This is a genomic window from Caulobacter sp. Root655, from assembly GCF_001427665.1.
Taxonomy (GTDB): domain Bacteria; phylum Pseudomonadota; class Alphaproteobacteria; order Caulobacterales; family Caulobacteraceae; genus Caulobacter.
In genome coordinates, this window is record NZ_LMHC01000021.1 from 120,435 (window position 1) to 136,775 (window position 16,341).

Below are 16,341 nucleotides of genomic sequence, written 5' to 3' on the forward strand. Positions count from 1 at the left end.
TGGGGGAAGCGCGCTGAAAGTCGAAACGAAGGTGGTGGGAAGCCGCCGCTAGCGATCGATGAAGACGATCTCCTTTACGGCGCGGACGCCGTCTTGGCGGTGAAGTTGGACGAAGACGTCGATGACGCGCTCGACATGGTCGATCACGTCTTGACGCCGCAGGTTGGCGCCGGCTTGCAAGGCCATCAGCGCCAGCTGTTCGACGGCCCCGCGCGGATCGTCGGCATGGAGGGTGGTCATCGATCCCGGATGGCCGCTGGAGACGGCCCGCAGGAAGCTGAAGGCTTCCGCGCCGCGCAACTCGCCCAGGATGATGCGGTCGGGCCGCAGGCGCAGGGTGGCCTGGAGCAGATCCTCGACGCCGATCCGCGCCTCGCCCTGCTCGCCGCGTACGGCCACCAGACCGACGGCGTTGGGATGCACGAGGCGAATCTCCGGGGCGTCCTCGATCAGGATCAGCCGCTGGTCGAGGGGAACCTCCTTCAGGAGGGCGTTGAGGAAGGTGGTCTTGCCGGTGGAGGTGCCTCCGCTGACCACGATGTTCTTGCCGGCCCGCACGGCGGCCGACAGAAAGCCATGGACGTCACCGGCGTCGAGCCTCGCCCGGAGGGTCGCGTCAGCTTTGGCCGGCGGCGTCGTAGCGTGGGCGAAGGCGCCCGCCTTGGCGTAGTCGTCCAGAGTTAGATCGGAGACCACGTGTTTGCGGATGGCCATGACCATGCCGCCGCGGGTGGCGGGCGAGGCCACGATCTGCACGCGGGCGCCGTCGGGCAGCACGGCCGAGAGCAGCGGATGCTCGCGGCTGACGCCCTGGTGCGACAGGCTGGCGACCTGGCGGGCCAGCCGCCAGAGATTGGTCTCGTCCAGGGTTGGGACCTCGACGCGCTCGACCGCGCCGCCCAGGCGCTCGACCCAGAGCTCGCCGGGGCGGTTGACGTAGAGGTCGGTCACGGCCGGTTCGGCCAGCCACGGAGCCAGGGGCGCCAGATAGGCCTCGAGATAGACGCCCATGCCGGTGGTATGCGGTGTATGGATCGTCATAGGCCGACGTTCCTCACACCCGAGAAGTCGAGGTCTCTCGCCACGAAGATCGTCACCGGCGCGCCTTGCGGCGTCTGGATGGTCGGCGAGGTGGTGCTGGGCTTGGCGGAATTGGCGAGGTTGGCCGCCTCGGTCGCCGAGCCGATATAGATCTGCGAATTGGTGCGAACATTGCTGACCGCCGCCACGCCGGCATTGAGCACCGACATCAGGATCGAGCCGCCGAAGCGGGTGAAGAAGTGGCGGTCGACCTTGCCCTCCAGGCCGCCACGGCCCAGTGGGTCGGCGGCGGGCGAGCCGATCTGGATGGTCACGCCGTCGGGACGGATCACCCGGGTCCAGATCACGAAGACCCGCGAGGCGCCCAGCGCCACGCCCGACTTGTATTGGCCGATCACCCGGCTGCCACGCGGAATCAGCACGGTCGAGCCGTCGAAGCTCTTGACGTCGCGGGTGACCATGGCCCGCGCCAGGCCCGGCAGGTCCGAATTGATCGCCGTCTCCATGATCGCCGGGATCACCGCGCCCTGGGGCACGACAGCGTCGAGGTGCTGCATGGCCGTGGCCTTGGCTGGAGCGGCCTCGTCCAGGCTGACGCGATCGGCGAACTGTTCGTCGGCGTTGAGGCCGTCGACCTTCATGGCGGCTGGGGCGCCTGGAGCGGTGGCGCTGGCCTTGATCAGCTTCGTCGGACGCTCGCCGCCGCCGAAGTCCACCACCAGGGCGGGCGCGTGGCGGCGGGCGCCAAGATCGACCGGTGCGGCGGCGATCGTGGCGCTCATCGGCGGCGGCGGCGCGGCGACCGGCATGCTGTTGTCGACCGTGAATTGCGGGGCCGGCACGGCATAGAGTGGGCCCTTGGCGATCGGCGGCGCGACGGGAGCGACGGCCGGCGAGGCGACGATCGCGGTCTCGACGCGTTGCGGACGCGGATGGGCGTCGGCGCGGTGGCTCGACATCCAGCCGAACAGGCCCAGGCCCATCACGCCGAAGCCGGCGAGGATGGCCAGGTTCGACACGCCCGGGCCACGGGTGACAACCGGACGCGCCTGGGCGTCGGCGACGGCGAGGTCCTCGATCACGTCGGGAGCCTGGCGCGGATCTTGGCGGGGATCGATGTCGTGGGTCATCGGGCCTTCTCCGCGCGGGCGCCGTAGGCGCCGTTGGCGATGGTGGCGGACGCCTTGTCGCTGCGCAGGACGAAGCGCGGGGCCAGTTGGTCGACGACCAGGTAGCCGTCCCTGACCACGGCATTGGCCAGGCCCTCGACGCCGTCGGCGCCGACCACGAAGATGGCCGGCAGATCAGCCTGTTCCGGCCAGGCGAAATAGGTCGAGACGCCGTCGTCGAAGACGATCGAAGGCCGCAGGGTCGCCGCGCCCTGCAGGCTGTAGGCGGTGTTGCGGGCGGTCGGCGCCGGCTTGGCCGGGGCGGCCGCCACGGCGATGGGAGCGGCCTGCGGATAGCGGAAGCGCACCACATAGGCGGCGTCCGCGGTCGAGGCCCGGGGCGCGGCCACGACCAGCTCGAACACGTAGCGGCGGCGGTCGGTGACCACGGTCATGTTGGTGGCCGGGGCCCGGTCGACAGGTTTCAGGAACAGCAGATTCGCCCGCTTGTTCGGGGTCACCTGCCAGCCCATGGCGTCGCCGATCGAGACGTTCTCGATGCGCTCGTCCGGGCCAAATTCCAGCATGGTCTGGAAGCCCATGAAGCCGGTCAGGCGTTGCACGCGATCGGGGCTGTAGGCGAAGGTGCGGATGTGCGGGTCGGCCTGCTGGGCCAGCGCGGGCGCGGCCAGGGCGGAGCCGATCGACAGGGCGAGAAGCGTGCGCTTCACGGCGGTTACTCCGGTACGGGTACGGCTGGTCACGTGTCCCTCCGGGCGCTGGAAGCGCCGAGGCGGGGCGAGGCGGGGCGGCGGTAGCTGGCGCCGAGCGGGACGGCGGCGCCGGTCAGGGCGGGGTCGGCCGACGGCCCGCGGTCAGAGACCAGGGTCAGACGGCGCGGGCCGGCCGGCGAAGCCGAGGCGGTGGACTGGCCCTCGTGGCGCTCCATCGCCACCGCCGCGGCGGCGATGTGGGCGGCGCGGGAGCGAGGCTCGACCTCCGACGCGGCGTAGCGGGCGGTCGAGACCGAGGTGGCGTCGTTGCCGTCTCGGGTCGCTGAAGCGGCGCGGGGCAGGCGCAGGCCGGCGGCGGTCACGGCCACGGCGATGGCGGCCAGCACCAAGACCACGGCGAACACCAGAGCCAGGACCAACACGGTCACGGCTGGACCGATGTCGAGCGGCGCGAACTGCTGGGCCTCGCGCATGGTGGCGAGGGCCTTCAGCGATGGGGCCAGCATGGCCAGTTCCAGCGCCAGGGCCAGGGTGGCGATCATCGGCAGGACGGCCAAGGCGATCATCGCCTTCAACCAGCCCTCGACCAGACCCTTGGTGGTTTCGAACAGCAGCAGACCGGCGATCAGCGGGGTCATGGCCAGCAACACCGACAGCACCACCTTGCAGGCCAGGACGACGCCCAGGCTCGACAGCAGCATGACCATGCCGCCGCCATTGACCGCGAAGGCGGCGAAGCCGGGACCGCCCTGCATCACCGAATCGCTGGCGCCGGCGCGGGAAGCGAAGTGGTCGGCGGCCTTCTGCAGGGCGTCGAAGGCCGACTGCAGGCCGGCATAGGGATCGGTGGCGGACGCGCCGCTCAGCTGGCCCAGCAGCAGGCCGCCGACCTCGGTCGGGGCGTTGAACAGGGCGTCGTAGATCACCGTCTCGACCAGCGCCCAGTTGGTGGCCAGGGCCATGACCAAGCTCAGCTTGATCACCGAGACGGTGATGTCGCCCATGCGCAGGCCGCCCTTGCCCAGCACCAGCTTGTAGCCGACGAAGGCGATGTACAGCGTCATCAGCGCGGTCAGCAGGGTGGCGACCGGCGAGCCGGGGGCGGCCAGGGCCGTGTAGCCGGTCTCGGCCAGGCCGTGCACATGGCAGTCGACCGCGCCGATCAGGCCTTGGACCAGCGGGGCGCCGGCGGCGGCGCAGGCGGCGACCATCACGCGGCCTCCCGCACGAGCTTGGCCATCCAGGCCTCGGGGGCGTCGCCCACGCTTTCGCGCAGGGCGTCGAGCCGGCGTACCGTGCTCTCGCGACCCGACAGGACAGTCAGCAGTTCTGGCGCGCCCGACAGGTTCAGGCGGGCCACGACGCTGTCGGTTCCATGCTTGATCAGGAAGCAGCGGGCGGTGTCGGGCAGGCTTTTCACCAGCTCGAACTCGTGCTGGGTCAGGCCGAAGCCCTGGCAATAGTCGCGCGCCTGGGCCTTGGGATTGGCCATGAAGATCTGGGTGGCGGCCTGCTCGATGATGGCGCTGGCGATGCGGCTTTCCAGGGCGTCCTGGGCGCTCTGGGTGGCGAAGCCCACCAGGCCATTACGCTTGCGCAGGGTCTTTTCCCAATCCTTGATCCGCGCCACGAACACGTCGTCGTCCAGGGCCTTCCAGCCTTCGTCGATGACGATCATGGTGGGGTGGCCGTCCAGGCGCTGCTCCACGCGGTGGAACAGGTACATCATGGCCGGGGTGCGCAAGGCCGGGTCGTCCAGCAACTGGGTCATGTCGAAGCCCAGCGTGGCCTGGTCGAGGTCCAGCCCGTCCTCGGCGCTGTCGAACAGCCAGGCGTTCTCGCCCGCGCCGTGCCAGGGCGCCAGGCGGGCGGCCAGGTCGGCGGCGTCGGGCCGGCGCGCGCCCTTGAACAGTTCGGCGAAGAACCGCAGGCGGCGCAGCTTTGGCGCTTGGTCGTAATTGGCGTCGACGGCGTCCTTGATCCGCGCCAGGTCGTCGGGCGACAGGGTCTCGCCGGGCGCGGCGACCAGGCGCGCGGTCCATTCGGCCAGGAACTTTCGGTTGGCGGCGGTGTCGGGCAGGGCCAACGGGTTGAAGCCCGTCGCCTGGCCGGGGCGCAGCACCTCGTAGCGACCGCCGATAGCGCGCAGGAATATCTCGGCCCCACGGTCCTTGTCGAAGAAGACGGTGCGTGGGGAGTACTTCTGGGCCTGGGCGAGCAGGAAGTTCAGCACCACGGTCTTGCCCGAGCCGGACGGGCCGATGATCGTGAAATTACCCAGGTCGCCCTTGTGGAAGTTGAAGTGGTAGGGACCGGCGGACGTGGTCTCCAGCAAGGTCACGGCTGGACCCCAATGGTTACCCTGGGCCTGGCCGACCGGGAAGTTGTGGCCGCTGGCGAAGCCTGCGAAATTGGCGGTCGAGATCATCGCCCGGCGGGCGATGTCCTTGAGGTTGCCCGGGAACTGCGCCCAGAAGGCGGGCTCCAGATTGATGTCCTCGCGCACGGCGATGGCGCCCATTTCGGTGAAGGCCGACAGCACCTCGGCGGTGGATTGGTCCAGGCCGTCCAGGGTTTCGCCGCGCACCAGCACGCTCAGGTGATGTTCGCCGAAGGCCGCGCGGCCGCTGACCACGTCGTCCTTGGCGCGGATCAGATCGGCTTTCAGGCTGATCCCGTCGTCGTCGGCCGCGCGCATGCGGCGCAGAGCCAGGTTCATCTTCTCCAGTGTCGGCTGGCGATCGACGAAGCCGAAGCTCTGGGTGACCACCATCTCGCAAGGCAGGCGTAGCAGGTCGTCCAACACCCCGGCGCTGGTCTGGGCCGGATAGTCCTTGATCGAAACCATGGCGCCGAAGCCGCGGGGCAGAGCGCCCGCCCGCGACAGTTCCAGCGTCTCCAGGCCAAAGCTGACCCGGCGATAGGGCAGGTACTCGCCGGCGTCGCTTGTCGGGGCCAGTACTGGACGCATCTCACCGTTGTAGAGGCAGGACAGAAATTCCAGCAGCTCGGAGCAGGGGCCTTGGGCGCCGTCATAGAGACCCAGCACCCGCGCGCCGTAGGGCGCCAGCGCCGAGATCAGGCTGTCGCGCGCGGCGTCCAGTTCGCGTCGATCCTGAGCGGCGGTCAAGGCGGCGGTGGCGCGATCGGCGCCCTTGATCAGGCGCAGGGCCTTGTCGACCAGGCCGCCCTGGCCTTGCAGCGGCCGGCGCATGATCGTCAGGAACAGGTCGTTCACATAGAGCTTGCGGCCTTCCAGCCGCGCGCTCCAGGCGGCGTCGAGATCGCGGCTGAACCGGTTGGCGAACTGGCCCTCCGTCCCGACCTCGGCCTCGCGGCGAATGATGTGGTGGTAGACCGCGAAGCGCGAGCTCGACAGGCCGCGCAGCATCACATCGCGTACCGCCTTGCGGTAGTTCAACTCCTCGCTGTCGGCGGTCTCGAACGGCAGGCCCGCCAGATGGATGACCTGCAGAAGCATGCCGTCACGGGTCTCCAGCGTCCGGGGGTCCAGGTGGCGGGCGTAGGGCAGGCGCTTGCCGGCCGACGCTTCCTTCTTGCGGTTCACGGTTGGTAGCTGTTGCATCGCCAGGCCCGGAAGTTGGGAACACGGGGGCAGCGGCTGACCTTGGTCAGCCAGAGGTCGAAGATGCGTGGCTCGCGCAGGCAGGCCGCGTAGCCGATCGCGTGGATCACCAGCGCCGCGGCGATGGCCCAGAACGATTTGGTGACCAGGAACAGTTCGGTCGTGACCACACCGTTGATCACGAAGTAGCTGTAGGTCACGCCGGCGAACATCTGGGGCCGGGTCAGGGCCCCGAACACCACGTCGCGATCGAGGGGAGCGGCCATCGGCGGCTATGCTCCCGCGGCCGAGCGAATGCCGCTGACGATGGTGGTGGCGCCAAACAGTATGAAGCAGCCGAGGATCACGGTCGCGCCGTAGCGCCAGTTCATCCGTCCGGTCAGCATCATGAAGCCGACGGCGGCCACGGCCATCACGGCCACGACGGTGGCGACGTTGCCCAGCAGGGTGCCTTGCAGCCACATCACGCCCGAGAGAATGGCGCTGGAGCCTTGTGGATCAGCCTGGGTCACCTGGGCATGGGCCTGGCTCGCGGCGGCGGCGAGCGCCGCGGCGAGAGCGGCGGTCTTGGCGTGGAGGAACTTGCGCATCAGTTTGAGACTCCGAGGGCCGGGGCCGCGAGGACGGCTCCGGTGACGGCCATGCGGCCGAGGATGGCGGTGACGTAGGCTTGGGTTTCGGCGTAGGGCGGTACACCGCCATGCTTGCGGACAGCGGCCGGGCCGGCGTTGTAGGCGGCCAGGGCCAGCTTCACGTCGCCGCCGAACTGGCCGAGCATCTGGCGCAGATAGAGTGCGCCGCCGCGGATGTTTTGAGTCATGTCGGTGGCGTCGACGCCGAGATCGCGGGCCGTGCCGGGCATCAGTTGCATCACGCCGGCGGCGCCGCGCCTGGAGCGGGCCGACTGCTTGAAGCGGCTCTCGCGCCAGGCGACGGCCTCGACCAACTTGGGATCGACCGAGAATTCCGAAGCCGCCGCCGAAAGCTGCTGGCGCACGGCGTCGTCCGCGGCGTTGGTCGCCAGCGGCGCGGGGGCGGCCAAGGCTTCCGCGCCGTCCTCGGTAAAGCGGGCAGGGCCGTTGAAGTGGGTGACCTGTCCGTCGTCGCCAATCTCGAGAACCTGAGCCTCCGCGACGGCGCCCAGGCCGGCCGCGAAGACGACGGCCACCAACAGCGGTTTCAGAAGGCTGACGACGATGTGCGGCACGGAAAACTCCGACGATCGACCATGCTCGTCATGGTTAATCTTTTTCTACGGAGTGATTGGCGAACTACCGATGCGGCAAGTTGACACAAGAGATTTTTCAGCAACCTGAATCCTTGAGCGCCTTCATGCAAAGCAAACAAACTTGGCCATTACAGTGTAAGGCCGTCTATGAAGTGGAAGTTATTGATGATATTTTAGGCAAACCTTGACGATTCTGCGACTAAGATGTCGCTCGCGTCGAAATTCGGCGGTTTCGCGCGCGACATTCCGCCACGGCGCAAAGGGATGCGGCTTTCATATTGCCTGAACGAAATCCGATCCACAGCCGTAACGGTCACGACCCGATGTGGAAATGGGAAAATTTTCCTAGAACGCTGGAGCGTTGGTCTCGGCGGCGCCGGCTTGGCGGATCATGGTGGGCGGAGAACCGCCCATGGCGCGGCGGCTTATCGGGCGACGGACCTCAACCCATGCACCAGGGTTTGGGCCGCGATCGCGGCCTGGGTTCGGTTATGAACGTTGAGCTTGCGCATCAGCGCGGTCATGTGGGCCTTGACCGTGGCTTCGGCGATGCCGAGGTCGAAGGCGATCTGCTTGTTGAGCAGTCCTGAGTTGACGCCTTCCAGAACCTTCATCTGGGTCGGCGTGAGCCCGTCAAACGCCGCTTCCAGATCCCGGTCGATAACGCGGACTTCCGTCGTGGTCATTCCTGAACCCCTCTGCTTCATCCCTGCGCCGCCGTTTTGAACGGCGCGACGCCCGTTTGTTTTGTCTGCCGATCATGGTCGGCCAATCCGGGCTGCGTGCGTCGATGGTAGCGTTATCTGTTGGACAAGTTCAAGCGATATTGGCGATGGGAGCGTGAACATTGCATCATTGCGAGTGTCGTGCGAAAACCTGTCGTACAGATTTTGTCGGATTAGGTAGCAGGGATCGGCGTCATAGGGGCTTGGTCTTCGTCATTGGCCTGCCACGGATGCCGGTCGACATCCGCTTTCCATGAGCTGTGAACGGCGCGATGGTGGCGCCAGTCGAATTGGAGACCGATGGATGAGCGAAGGCCGATTGGCCGACCGGGCGTATACGGGCATCGTGGAGATGATCAACGCCGACGGATTGGCGGTTGGCGATCGCTTGCCGTCCGAGGCTCGCCTGGCGGAGATTTTTGGCATGTCGCGCACCATCGTGCGCGAAGCGCTGGTCCGACTGGCGGCCGACAGCATCACCGAGGCGCGGCGCGGCGCGGGATCCTTCGTAAAGAACCGGCCATCCGACAAGCTGGGCGCCTATATGCCGCTCTCCGAACTGCCTTCGACGCTCGGGAGCTACGAGGTGCGCTTCGTGCTCGAGGCCGAAGCGGCGCGGTTGGCGGCGGCGCGGCGGTCAGCCGAGGAGATGGCCAGCATCGAAGAGGGCCTCCTGCAATTGCGCGCCGCGCTCTTGTCGAACGCGCCGGCGCATGTCGAGGACATGGAGCTCCACCGCCGCATCGTGCTGGCCACCGCCAATCCTGCCTTTCTGAGCGCGTTCGAGGCGCTCCAGCCGGACGTCGATCGGATCATGCGCGCTGGCGTCGGCATTTCGCGCTCGCGGCCGCCGGGGGCTATCGACGAGATGATGCGCGAGCATGAGATGATCGTGGAAGCGATCCGCGCGCAAGACGGCGACGGCGCGGCTCTGGCCATGCGCTGGCATTTGTCACAAGGGCGAAAACGGCTAATGCCCTGACGGGCGCCCCATGCGGCCGGTCTGACTGTCGCCCGCTTCCAACCAGGTCAGCGTAGCGTCGCGCAGATGCTGGGGCGAAGCGATGGCGGCGAACGAGGTGGCTGCTTCGTCCGCCCCTGGGCGCTCCAGCGTGGCCAATTGGCTGTCCAGCAAGCTCGCGGGCATATAGTGACCGATCCGATGATCGAGGCGGCGCTGGAGTTCGTCGAGGCTGGCGTCCAGCAGGACGAACCGCGTGGGCGCCGATATCGCGGCGCGAAGACGGTCGCGATAGCTGCGTCTGAGGGCCGAGCAGGCCGCCACGGCCGTTCCGCCCGACGCCAGGGTTTGGCCCATGGCGCGGCCCAGCCGATCGAGCCAGGGCCAGCGGTCATCGTCGGTGAGCGGCTCGCCAGCGCTCATCTTGGCGATCGCGGCCGCGTGGTGAAAATCGTCGCCGTCCAGAAACGGGCAGTCGAGCGCCTGGGCGAGAATGGCGCCGAGCGTCGATTTTCCGCTTCCGCTCACCCCCATGATGATGACGGCGACAGGCGCTAGGTCGGCGTGGCGAGGGTGCGGCTGCAAGCGGCGTCCTTGGGCTGATCGGCGACAAAGGCTGTCGATAGCTCGGCAGGCCACCGAGCGATGGAGACGCGGTTGTAAGGGTAAGCCGAGCGAGCGAGAACTACGACCATGGTCGCGGATGGCGACCCGCTTCCAACGCCTTATCCGTAGTTGAAGAAACCCAGGGAAGCGGCATGAGAGTAGTCATACTGGCGGCGGTGATCCTGGCGTCTGCATCTGCGTCTGCGTCGATGGCCGAGACCCATTCCGTTCTTCTCACCGCGCCCGCTGATCCGCGCGCGATCAGCGTCAAGGGCGTCGGCGACGGTCGGGCCGACGACACCGTGGCCATCCAGAGCGCCATTGACGCCGCCCGTGACAAGACCGGGCACGGCGTGGTGTTTCTGCCATCGGGCCGCTACCGCCTGAGCCGCAGCATTCTGGTGCCGCCGGGCGTGCGCATTTTCGGTGTCGGAGCCAAGCGCCCTGTCTTCGTGCTCGGCCCGAACACCCCCGGGTTCCAGAAGGGCGTGGGCACGATGATCGTGTTCACCGGCGGCGACCAATACAGCGTCGGGCGCATTCCCGTGCCGGTTCCGACGGTGGTCGGCGCCAAGGCCGAGGTGCGCGACGCCAATTCCGGGACCTTCTATTCGGCGCTGAGCAATGTCGACATCGAGATTGGCGCCGGCAACCCGGCCGCGGCGGGGGTGCGGTTCCGCATGGCCCAGCACGCCTTCCTCAGCCACATGAACTTTAACCTGGGCTCGGCCTTCGCCGGCGTCTACCAGGCCGGCAATATCATGGAGGACGTCCACTTCCATGGCGGCCGCTACGGTATCGTCACCGAAAAGACCTCGCCGGCCTGGCAGTTCACGCTGATCGACTCGACCTTCGACGGCCAGCGCGACGCGGCGATTCGCGAGCACGAGGTCGACCTGACGCTGGTCAATGTGGCCATGCGCAACACGCCCGTCGGCATCGAGATCGATCGCGGCTACAGCGACTCCCTGTGGGGCAAGAACGTGCGCTTCGAGAACGTCTCGAAGGCCGCCGTCGTCATCTCCGCCGAAGACAATGTCTTCACCCAGGTAGGATTCGACAACGCCGTGGCGACCAACACGCCGGTGTTCGCCCGCTTCCGCGACAGCGGCAAGACCGTGGCCGGCAAGGGGCGCGCCTATCGGGTGAAGTCCTTCACCTACGGCCTGACCCTGCCGGGCCTTGGCCAGATGGGCGAGTACAAGACGAACGTGGACCTGGCCGCGCTGCCGGCCATGCCCGCGGCCCCGTCCCCAGCCCTTCGCGCCCTGCCGCCGGTGGCCGAATGGACCAACGTCAAGACCCTGGGCGTGACGGGCGACAGCGAGACCGACGACACCGCCGCCCTGCAGAAGGCGATCGACACCCACCGCGTGCTCTACCTACCGATCGGCTTCTACAAGGTCACCGACACCCTGAAGCTTCGACCGGACACGGTGCTGGTCGGCCTGCATCCGGCCATGACCCAGCTGGTGATTCCCGACGACAATCCCCGCCATGCCGGGGTCGGGTCGGTGACGCCCGTGCTGGAAACGCCGAAAGGCGGCGACAACATCCTCTTCGGGCTGGGGATCTTCACTGGGCGGGTCAATCCCCGCGCCTCGGCGCTGCTGTGGCGGTCGGGCGCGGATTCGCAGGTGACTGACGTCAAGATCATGGGCGGCGGCGGCACGCCCACCATGGACGGCAAGCCGCTGGGCGCGGCCCAGGCCCGCAGCGGCGATCCAGTGGCTGACGGCCGCTGGGACGGCCAGTACCCCAGCATCTGGGTCACGGATGGCGGCGGCGGGACCTTCGCCAATGTCTGGAGCCCCAACACCTTCGCCTCGGCCGGCTTCTACATCTCCGACACCAGCACGCCCGGTCACATCTACGAGGTGTCGGTCGAGCACCACGTCCGCAATGAGTTCGTGCTCGACAACGTCCAGAACTGGGAATTCCTGGCCCCGCAGACGGAGCAGGAGGTCGGCGACGGACCGGACGCCGTCTCTCTGGAGATCCGCAACTCGCGCAACATTCTGTTCGCCAACTATCACGGCTACCGGGTGACGCGGTCGTATCACCCCGCCGAAACGGCGGTGAAGCTGTTCAACTCGTCCGATATCCGCTTCCGCAACGTGCACATCAACGCCGAGAGCGGCGTCGCGCTGTGCGGCGCGAGTGGGTGCGGGACCTATCTGCGGGCCAGCAAGTTCCCCTTCGAGAACGCCATCCAGGACAAGACCCGCAAGCTGGAAGTGCGGGAGCGTGAATTCGCGGTGCTCGACGTCTCCAACCAGCCCACGTCGGCTGCTCCGGCGAGCGACGGGAAGGTGCAAAAGCTGGAGACCGGCTTCTGGTCGATCTCGGGCGCGACGGTGGACGCGGACGGTGCGCTCTACTTCGTCGAGAAGCGCTTCCAGCGAATCTATCGCTGGACCGAGGCCCGCGGGCTGGAAGTGGTGCGCGACCACGCGCTGGATCCCGTGAACCTGGCGGTCGACCGCTCCGGCAAGCTGCTGGTGCTGTCCTCGTACGGTCCGCGGGGAAGCGTCTATTCGATCGATCCGAACGGGCCCAAGGACCAGATGACGACCATCGCGGCGACCCCGTCGGCGCCCGTTCCGGACGCCAAGACGCTGTTGCCGGTCAACTGGTGGAACAATGGTGAGTTCAAGGATCAGTACGATCCGTCGACGGACCATTTCACCACCCTGGCCGAAATGTTCGCCCGGGACGCCGGCGCGCCCAAGGCCCAGGCGTACGTCTCGCCCGATGGCAGCTTGATCCTGCCGGCCTTCCGCGTGTGGGAGCAGGGCCCTCCAGACCATGTCGGCTGGCGCTGGTCCGACACCCTGCAGACCCATGGCCTGATCGGGGCGGGACTCGGCGAGCGCGTGTTCGTCACCAACGAGTCCGAAGGCAAGACCTATAGCGGCAAGGTCGGCCCGGGCGGCGCTCTGACGGACCTGAAGGTGTTCGCCAACCGGGGCGGGGAGAGCGTCGCGGTCGACGCCCAGGGACAGGTGTTCGTCGCCAATGGCCAGATCTTCAAATACGCGGCCGACGGCCAGCCCGCCGGACGCATCGACCTGCCCGAGCGGCCGCTGCAGCTGATCTTCGGCGGGCCGGACCGACGCACGCTGTTCGTCCTGACCCATCATACGCTCTACGCGGTGACGCCTTGATGCGCGCCGCTCAATGAGCCCCATTACCGCTGACCGGCGTACGTTCCGGTGAGGCGCGCCCCTCCACCCCAGACTGGTCCCGGCCTCGCGCCGGGACGCTTTTTTACGAGGTTCGTGATGCGAGGTTGGGTGGCGACAGGAATGGCGGCGTTGGTTCTGCTGTTGGCGGCCAGCGCCCAGGCGGCCCCGGTGTTGGCGGCTTCGGTGTCGGCCTTCGCGGCCGCGCCGGACGATCCCAGCGCCGTGGTGGTCCGCGCCGTGGGAGATGGCCGCGCCGATGACAGCGCCGCGCTCCAGGGCGCGATCGACGCGGCCGCGGCCAAGGGCGCAGGCGGCCTGGTCTTCCTCCCTTCGGGCCGCTACCGGATCAGCAAGACGATCTTTCTGTGGCCGGGCGTCCGCGTGTTCGGGGTTGGCGCGACCCGCCCGCTGATCCTGCTCGGTGACGCCACGCCCGGGTTCCAGAAGGGCCTGGCCAACATGGTGATCTTCGCCGGCGCCAAGCTGGACCCGGCGCGGCGCGTGCCTTTCCCGCCGCCCGGGAGCGTTCCCTTCAACAAGGACATCGCCGACGCCAATCCCAACACCTTCTACTCGGCCATGAGCAATATCGACTTCAAGATCGGTGAGGGTAATCCGGCCGCGACGGCGATCCGCTTCCACGCCGCCCAGCACGCCTATCTCAGCCACATGACCTTCGACATCGGGTCGGGCCTGGCGGGCCTGTATCACGTCGCCAACGAGGCCGAGGATCTCCACTTCAAGGGCGGCCGCTATGGCATCCTGGCCGAGAAGACGTCGCCGGCCTGGGGTTTCGTGCTGCTCGACTCGACCTTCGAGGGCCAGCGCGACGCGGCGATCCGCGAGCACGAAGCTCGACTGACCCTGGTCAATGTGGCGATGCGCGACACCCCCGTGGGCATCGAGATCGACCGCGGCTATGGCGATTGGCTGTGGGGCAAGGACGTTCGGTTCGAAAACCTCTCGAAGGCCGGGGTCGTCATCTCCAACGAGACCAGCGTCTATACCCAGGTCGGCTTCGAGAACGCGACGGCGGTCAAGACCCCCGTGTTCGCCCGCTTCCGCGACAGCGGCAAGACCGTGCCGGGCCAGGGAGCGGCCTATCGAGTAGCGTCCTTCAACCATGGCCTGACCTTGCCTGGCCTGGGCCAGATGGGCGCGACCAAGACGCAGATGAAGGCGGAAGCCGTCGCGACGTCGCCCGGCCCGCGCGCCGCGGCGATCCGCGCCCTGCCGGCCGTGGCGCAGTGGGCCAATGTCCGCGCGCTCGGCGCCAAGGGCGACAACGTCACCGACGACACCGCCGCCATCCAGCGCGCCATCGACAGCCATCGCGTCGTCTATTTTCCAGCCGGCTTCTATGTGGTCACCGACACCCTGCGGCTGCGACCGGACACGGTGCTGATTGGCCTGCACCCGAGCCTGACCCAGATCGTGCTGCCCGATCTCACCCCAGGCTATCAGGGCGTCGGCGCGCCCAAGGCGCTGGTGCTGTCGGGGGCCAAGGGCGACAACATCGTCTCGGGGCTGGGCCTCAACACCGGCGGCGTCAATCCGCGCGCCACGGCCCTGTTATGGACCGCGGGCGAGGGCTCGATGGTCAACGACGTCAAGTTCCAGGGCGGCCACGGCACCAACCTCTACGACGGGACGCGGTTCAATCCCTACAACGCCAACGCCACGGCCGACGCCGACCCAACCAAGCGCTGGGCGGGCCAGTATCCCAGCCTGTGGGTGACAGATGGCGGCGGTGGCACGTTCGCCAACATCTGGAGCCCCAGCACCTACGCCTATTCCGGCATCTACATCTCCGACACCCAGACGCCGGGACATATCTACCAGGCGTCGGTCGAGCACCACGTGCGCACCGAGATCAGCCTCAACCGGGTCGCCCACTGGGAGCTGCTGGCGCCGCAGACCGAAGAGGAGGCTGGCGAGGGGGAGGACACCGTCTCGCTGGAGATTCGCGACTCGCACGACATTCTCGTCGCCAACTATCACGCCTATCGCGTCACCCGGACGCGCAAGCCGGCGGCGGCGGCGGCCAAGATCTACAACTCCCACGATATCCGGTTCCGCAACGTGGCCGTGAACGCCGAAAGCGGGGTGGGGCTATGTGACGAGAACGGCTGCGCCACCTTCCTGCGCCTGAGCAAGTATCCGTACGAGAACGCCATCCAGGACGTCACCAGCGGCCTCCTGGTGCGCGAACGGCAGTTCGCGGTGCTGGACCTGCCGGCCAATCCGCCGCCGGTCGCGCCCTCGGTCTTCCCCGCCGGCGCCCGCGTGGAAAAGCTGGGCGACGGCTTCTATTCCCTGGGCGGCGGCGCCGTCGACGCGGCCGGGACGCTCTATTTCACCGACCGCCGTCACCAGCGGATCTACAGCTGGTCGGACGAGCGCAAACTGTCGATCGTGCGCGACAACGCGCTGGATCCGATCAACCTGGCCGTCGATGGGTCGGGCAACCTGCTGGTGCTGTCGTCGGACGGCCGCGACGGTTCGGTCTACAGCTTCAGGCCGGGCAGCCCCGACACCGAGGTCACGGTGATCGCCGCGACCCCGGCGGCCGACCACCCGCGCGCGGCGACCGTGCTGCCGGTCAACTGGTGGAACAACGGCGAGTTCAAGGACCAGCTCGACCTCCAGACCTATCAGTTCACGACCCTGGCGCAGATGTTCGCCCGCGACATGGCGCTTCCGAAGCCCAAGGAATACGTCTCGCCCGACGGCAGCCTGACCTTGCCGGCCTATCGCGTCTTCCAGCAGGGCCCGCCCGACTACCGGGCCATGCGGTTCTCCGATGCGCTCGACACCTACGGCTTCACGACGGCCAAGCCGGGCCAGCGGGTGTTCGTCACCAACGGCTCGGAAAACAAGACCTACAGCGGCTTGGTCGGACAGCACGGCGCGATCACCGATCTGAAGCCCTTCGCCGACCGCGGCGGCGAGAGTGTCGCGACGGACGGGGAGGGGCGTGTCTACGTCGCCAACGGCCAGGTGTTCGTCTACGCCCCGGACGGCCGGGAGCTGGGGCGCGTGGACATCCCCGAACGACCGCTGCAGTTGCTCTTCGGCGGTCCCGGCAAGCAGACGCTGTTTGTCCTGACTCACCACGCGCTCTACGCGGTGCGGCGCCCCTAGATTCCAGAATCCTGCGGCC

The 16,341-nt window shown here is 67.8% G+C and carries 12 protein-coding genes and 1 pseudogene; 3 read left to right on the plus strand and 10 right to left on the minus strand.

The genetic code is table 11. From position 1 onward, the window contains the following. Positions 1 to 48: 48 nt before the first annotated feature. The 9 genes and pseudogenes from virB11 to ASD79_RS12145 form a co-directional block, all read right to left on the minus strand. Positions 49 to 1,041: a P-type DNA transfer ATPase VirB11 gene (gene virB11 / locus ASD79_RS12105; RefSeq protein ID WP_082584901.1), complete on the minus strand. Its 993-nt coding sequence runs from the start codon at positions 1,039 to 1,041 to the stop codon at positions 49 to 51. Then, positions 1,038 to 2,171 carry a TrbI/VirB10 family protein gene (locus ASD79_RS12110; protein ID WP_056721929.1) on the minus strand — a complete coding sequence of 378 codons (1,134 nt, stop codon included), beginning with the start codon at positions 2,169 to 2,171 and terminating at the stop codon, positions 1,038 to 1,040. The genes virB11 and ASD79_RS12110 overlap by 4 nt, the downstream gene beginning before the upstream one ends. Beyond that, positions 2,168 to 2,914 (minus strand): TrbG/VirB9 family P-type conjugative transfer protein, encoded by a 747-nt coding sequence (locus ASD79_RS12115; protein WP_082584902.1) that lies wholly within the window; start codon positions 2,912 to 2,914, stop codon positions 2,168 to 2,170. The genes ASD79_RS12110 and ASD79_RS12115 overlap by 4 nt, the downstream gene beginning before the upstream one ends. Further along, complete coding sequence (locus tag ASD79_RS12120; protein WP_056721933.1) at positions 2,911 to 4,095, minus strand: type IV secretion system protein; 1,185 nt, start codon at positions 4,093 to 4,095, stop codon at positions 2,911 to 2,913. The genes ASD79_RS12115 and ASD79_RS12120 overlap by 4 nt, the downstream gene beginning before the upstream one ends. Beyond that, entirely contained in the window at positions 4,095 to 6,470 is a 2,376-nt protein-coding gene (locus ASD79_RS12125; RefSeq protein WP_056721936.1) for a VirB4 family type IV secretion/conjugal transfer ATPase, read from the minus strand. Before ASD79_RS12125 ends, ASD79_RS12120 begins: the two co-directional genes overlap by 1 nt. Further along, a complete protein-coding gene (locus ASD79_RS12130; protein WP_051695686.1) occupies positions 6,449 to 6,736 on the minus strand; it encodes a type IV secretion system protein VirB3 in 288 nt (95 codons plus the stop codon). The genes ASD79_RS12125 and ASD79_RS12130 overlap by 22 nt, the downstream gene beginning before the upstream one ends. A 6-nt stretch (positions 6,737 to 6,742) precedes the next feature. After that, positions 6,743 to 7,060, minus strand: coding sequence for a TrbC/VirB2 family protein (locus tag ASD79_RS12135; protein ID WP_056721938.1), 318 nt, complete (start codon positions 7,058 to 7,060; stop codon positions 6,743 to 6,745). Next, the gene (locus ASD79_RS12140) at positions 7,060 to 7,677 is read right to left on the minus strand and encodes a lytic transglycosylase domain-containing protein (RefSeq protein ID WP_056721940.1); all 618 of its coding nucleotides are present in this window, start codon (positions 7,675 to 7,677) and stop codon (positions 7,060 to 7,062) included. Before ASD79_RS12140 ends, ASD79_RS12135 begins: the two co-directional genes overlap by 1 nt. Positions 7,678 to 8,123: 446 nt before the next feature. Then, positions 8,124 to 8,327, minus strand: a pseudogene (locus ASD79_RS12145) (helix-turn-helix transcriptional regulator); the annotation flags it as partial. 400 nt (positions 8,328 to 8,727) lie between these two features. Here ASD79_RS12145 and ASD79_RS12150 point away from each other — a divergent pair. Further along, on the plus strand, positions 8,728 to 9,405 hold the full coding sequence (locus ASD79_RS12150; protein WP_056721943.1) for a FadR/GntR family transcriptional regulator: 678 nt from the start codon (positions 8,728 to 8,730) through the stop codon (positions 9,403 to 9,405). On the opposite strand, the gene ASD79_RS12155 is transcribed toward ASD79_RS12150, so the two are convergent. Next, the gene (locus tag ASD79_RS12155) at positions 9,394 to 9,969 is read right to left on the minus strand and encodes a gluconokinase (protein ID WP_156400481.1); all 576 of its coding nucleotides are present in this window, start codon (positions 9,967 to 9,969) and stop codon (positions 9,394 to 9,396) included. The two genes, ASD79_RS12150 and ASD79_RS12155, sit on opposite strands and share 12 nt — an antisense overlap. Positions 9,970 to 10,142: 173 nt before the next feature. Here ASD79_RS12155 and ASD79_RS12160 point away from each other — a divergent pair, with 173 nt between their 5' ends. Together ASD79_RS12160 and ASD79_RS12165 are read left to right on the plus strand one after the other, a co-directional pair. Then, positions 10,143 to 13,157 (plus strand): glycosyl hydrolase family 28-related protein, encoded by a 3,015-nt coding sequence (locus tag ASD79_RS12160; protein WP_200952299.1) that lies wholly within the window; start codon positions 10,143 to 10,145, stop codon positions 13,155 to 13,157. A 141-nt stretch (positions 13,158 to 13,298) separates the two neighbouring features. Further along, positions 13,299 to 16,322 (plus strand): glycosyl hydrolase family 28-related protein, encoded by a 3,024-nt coding sequence (locus ASD79_RS12165; RefSeq protein WP_056721947.1) that lies wholly within the window; start codon positions 13,299 to 13,301, stop codon positions 16,320 to 16,322. Positions 16,323 to 16,341 lie beyond the last annotated feature (19 nt).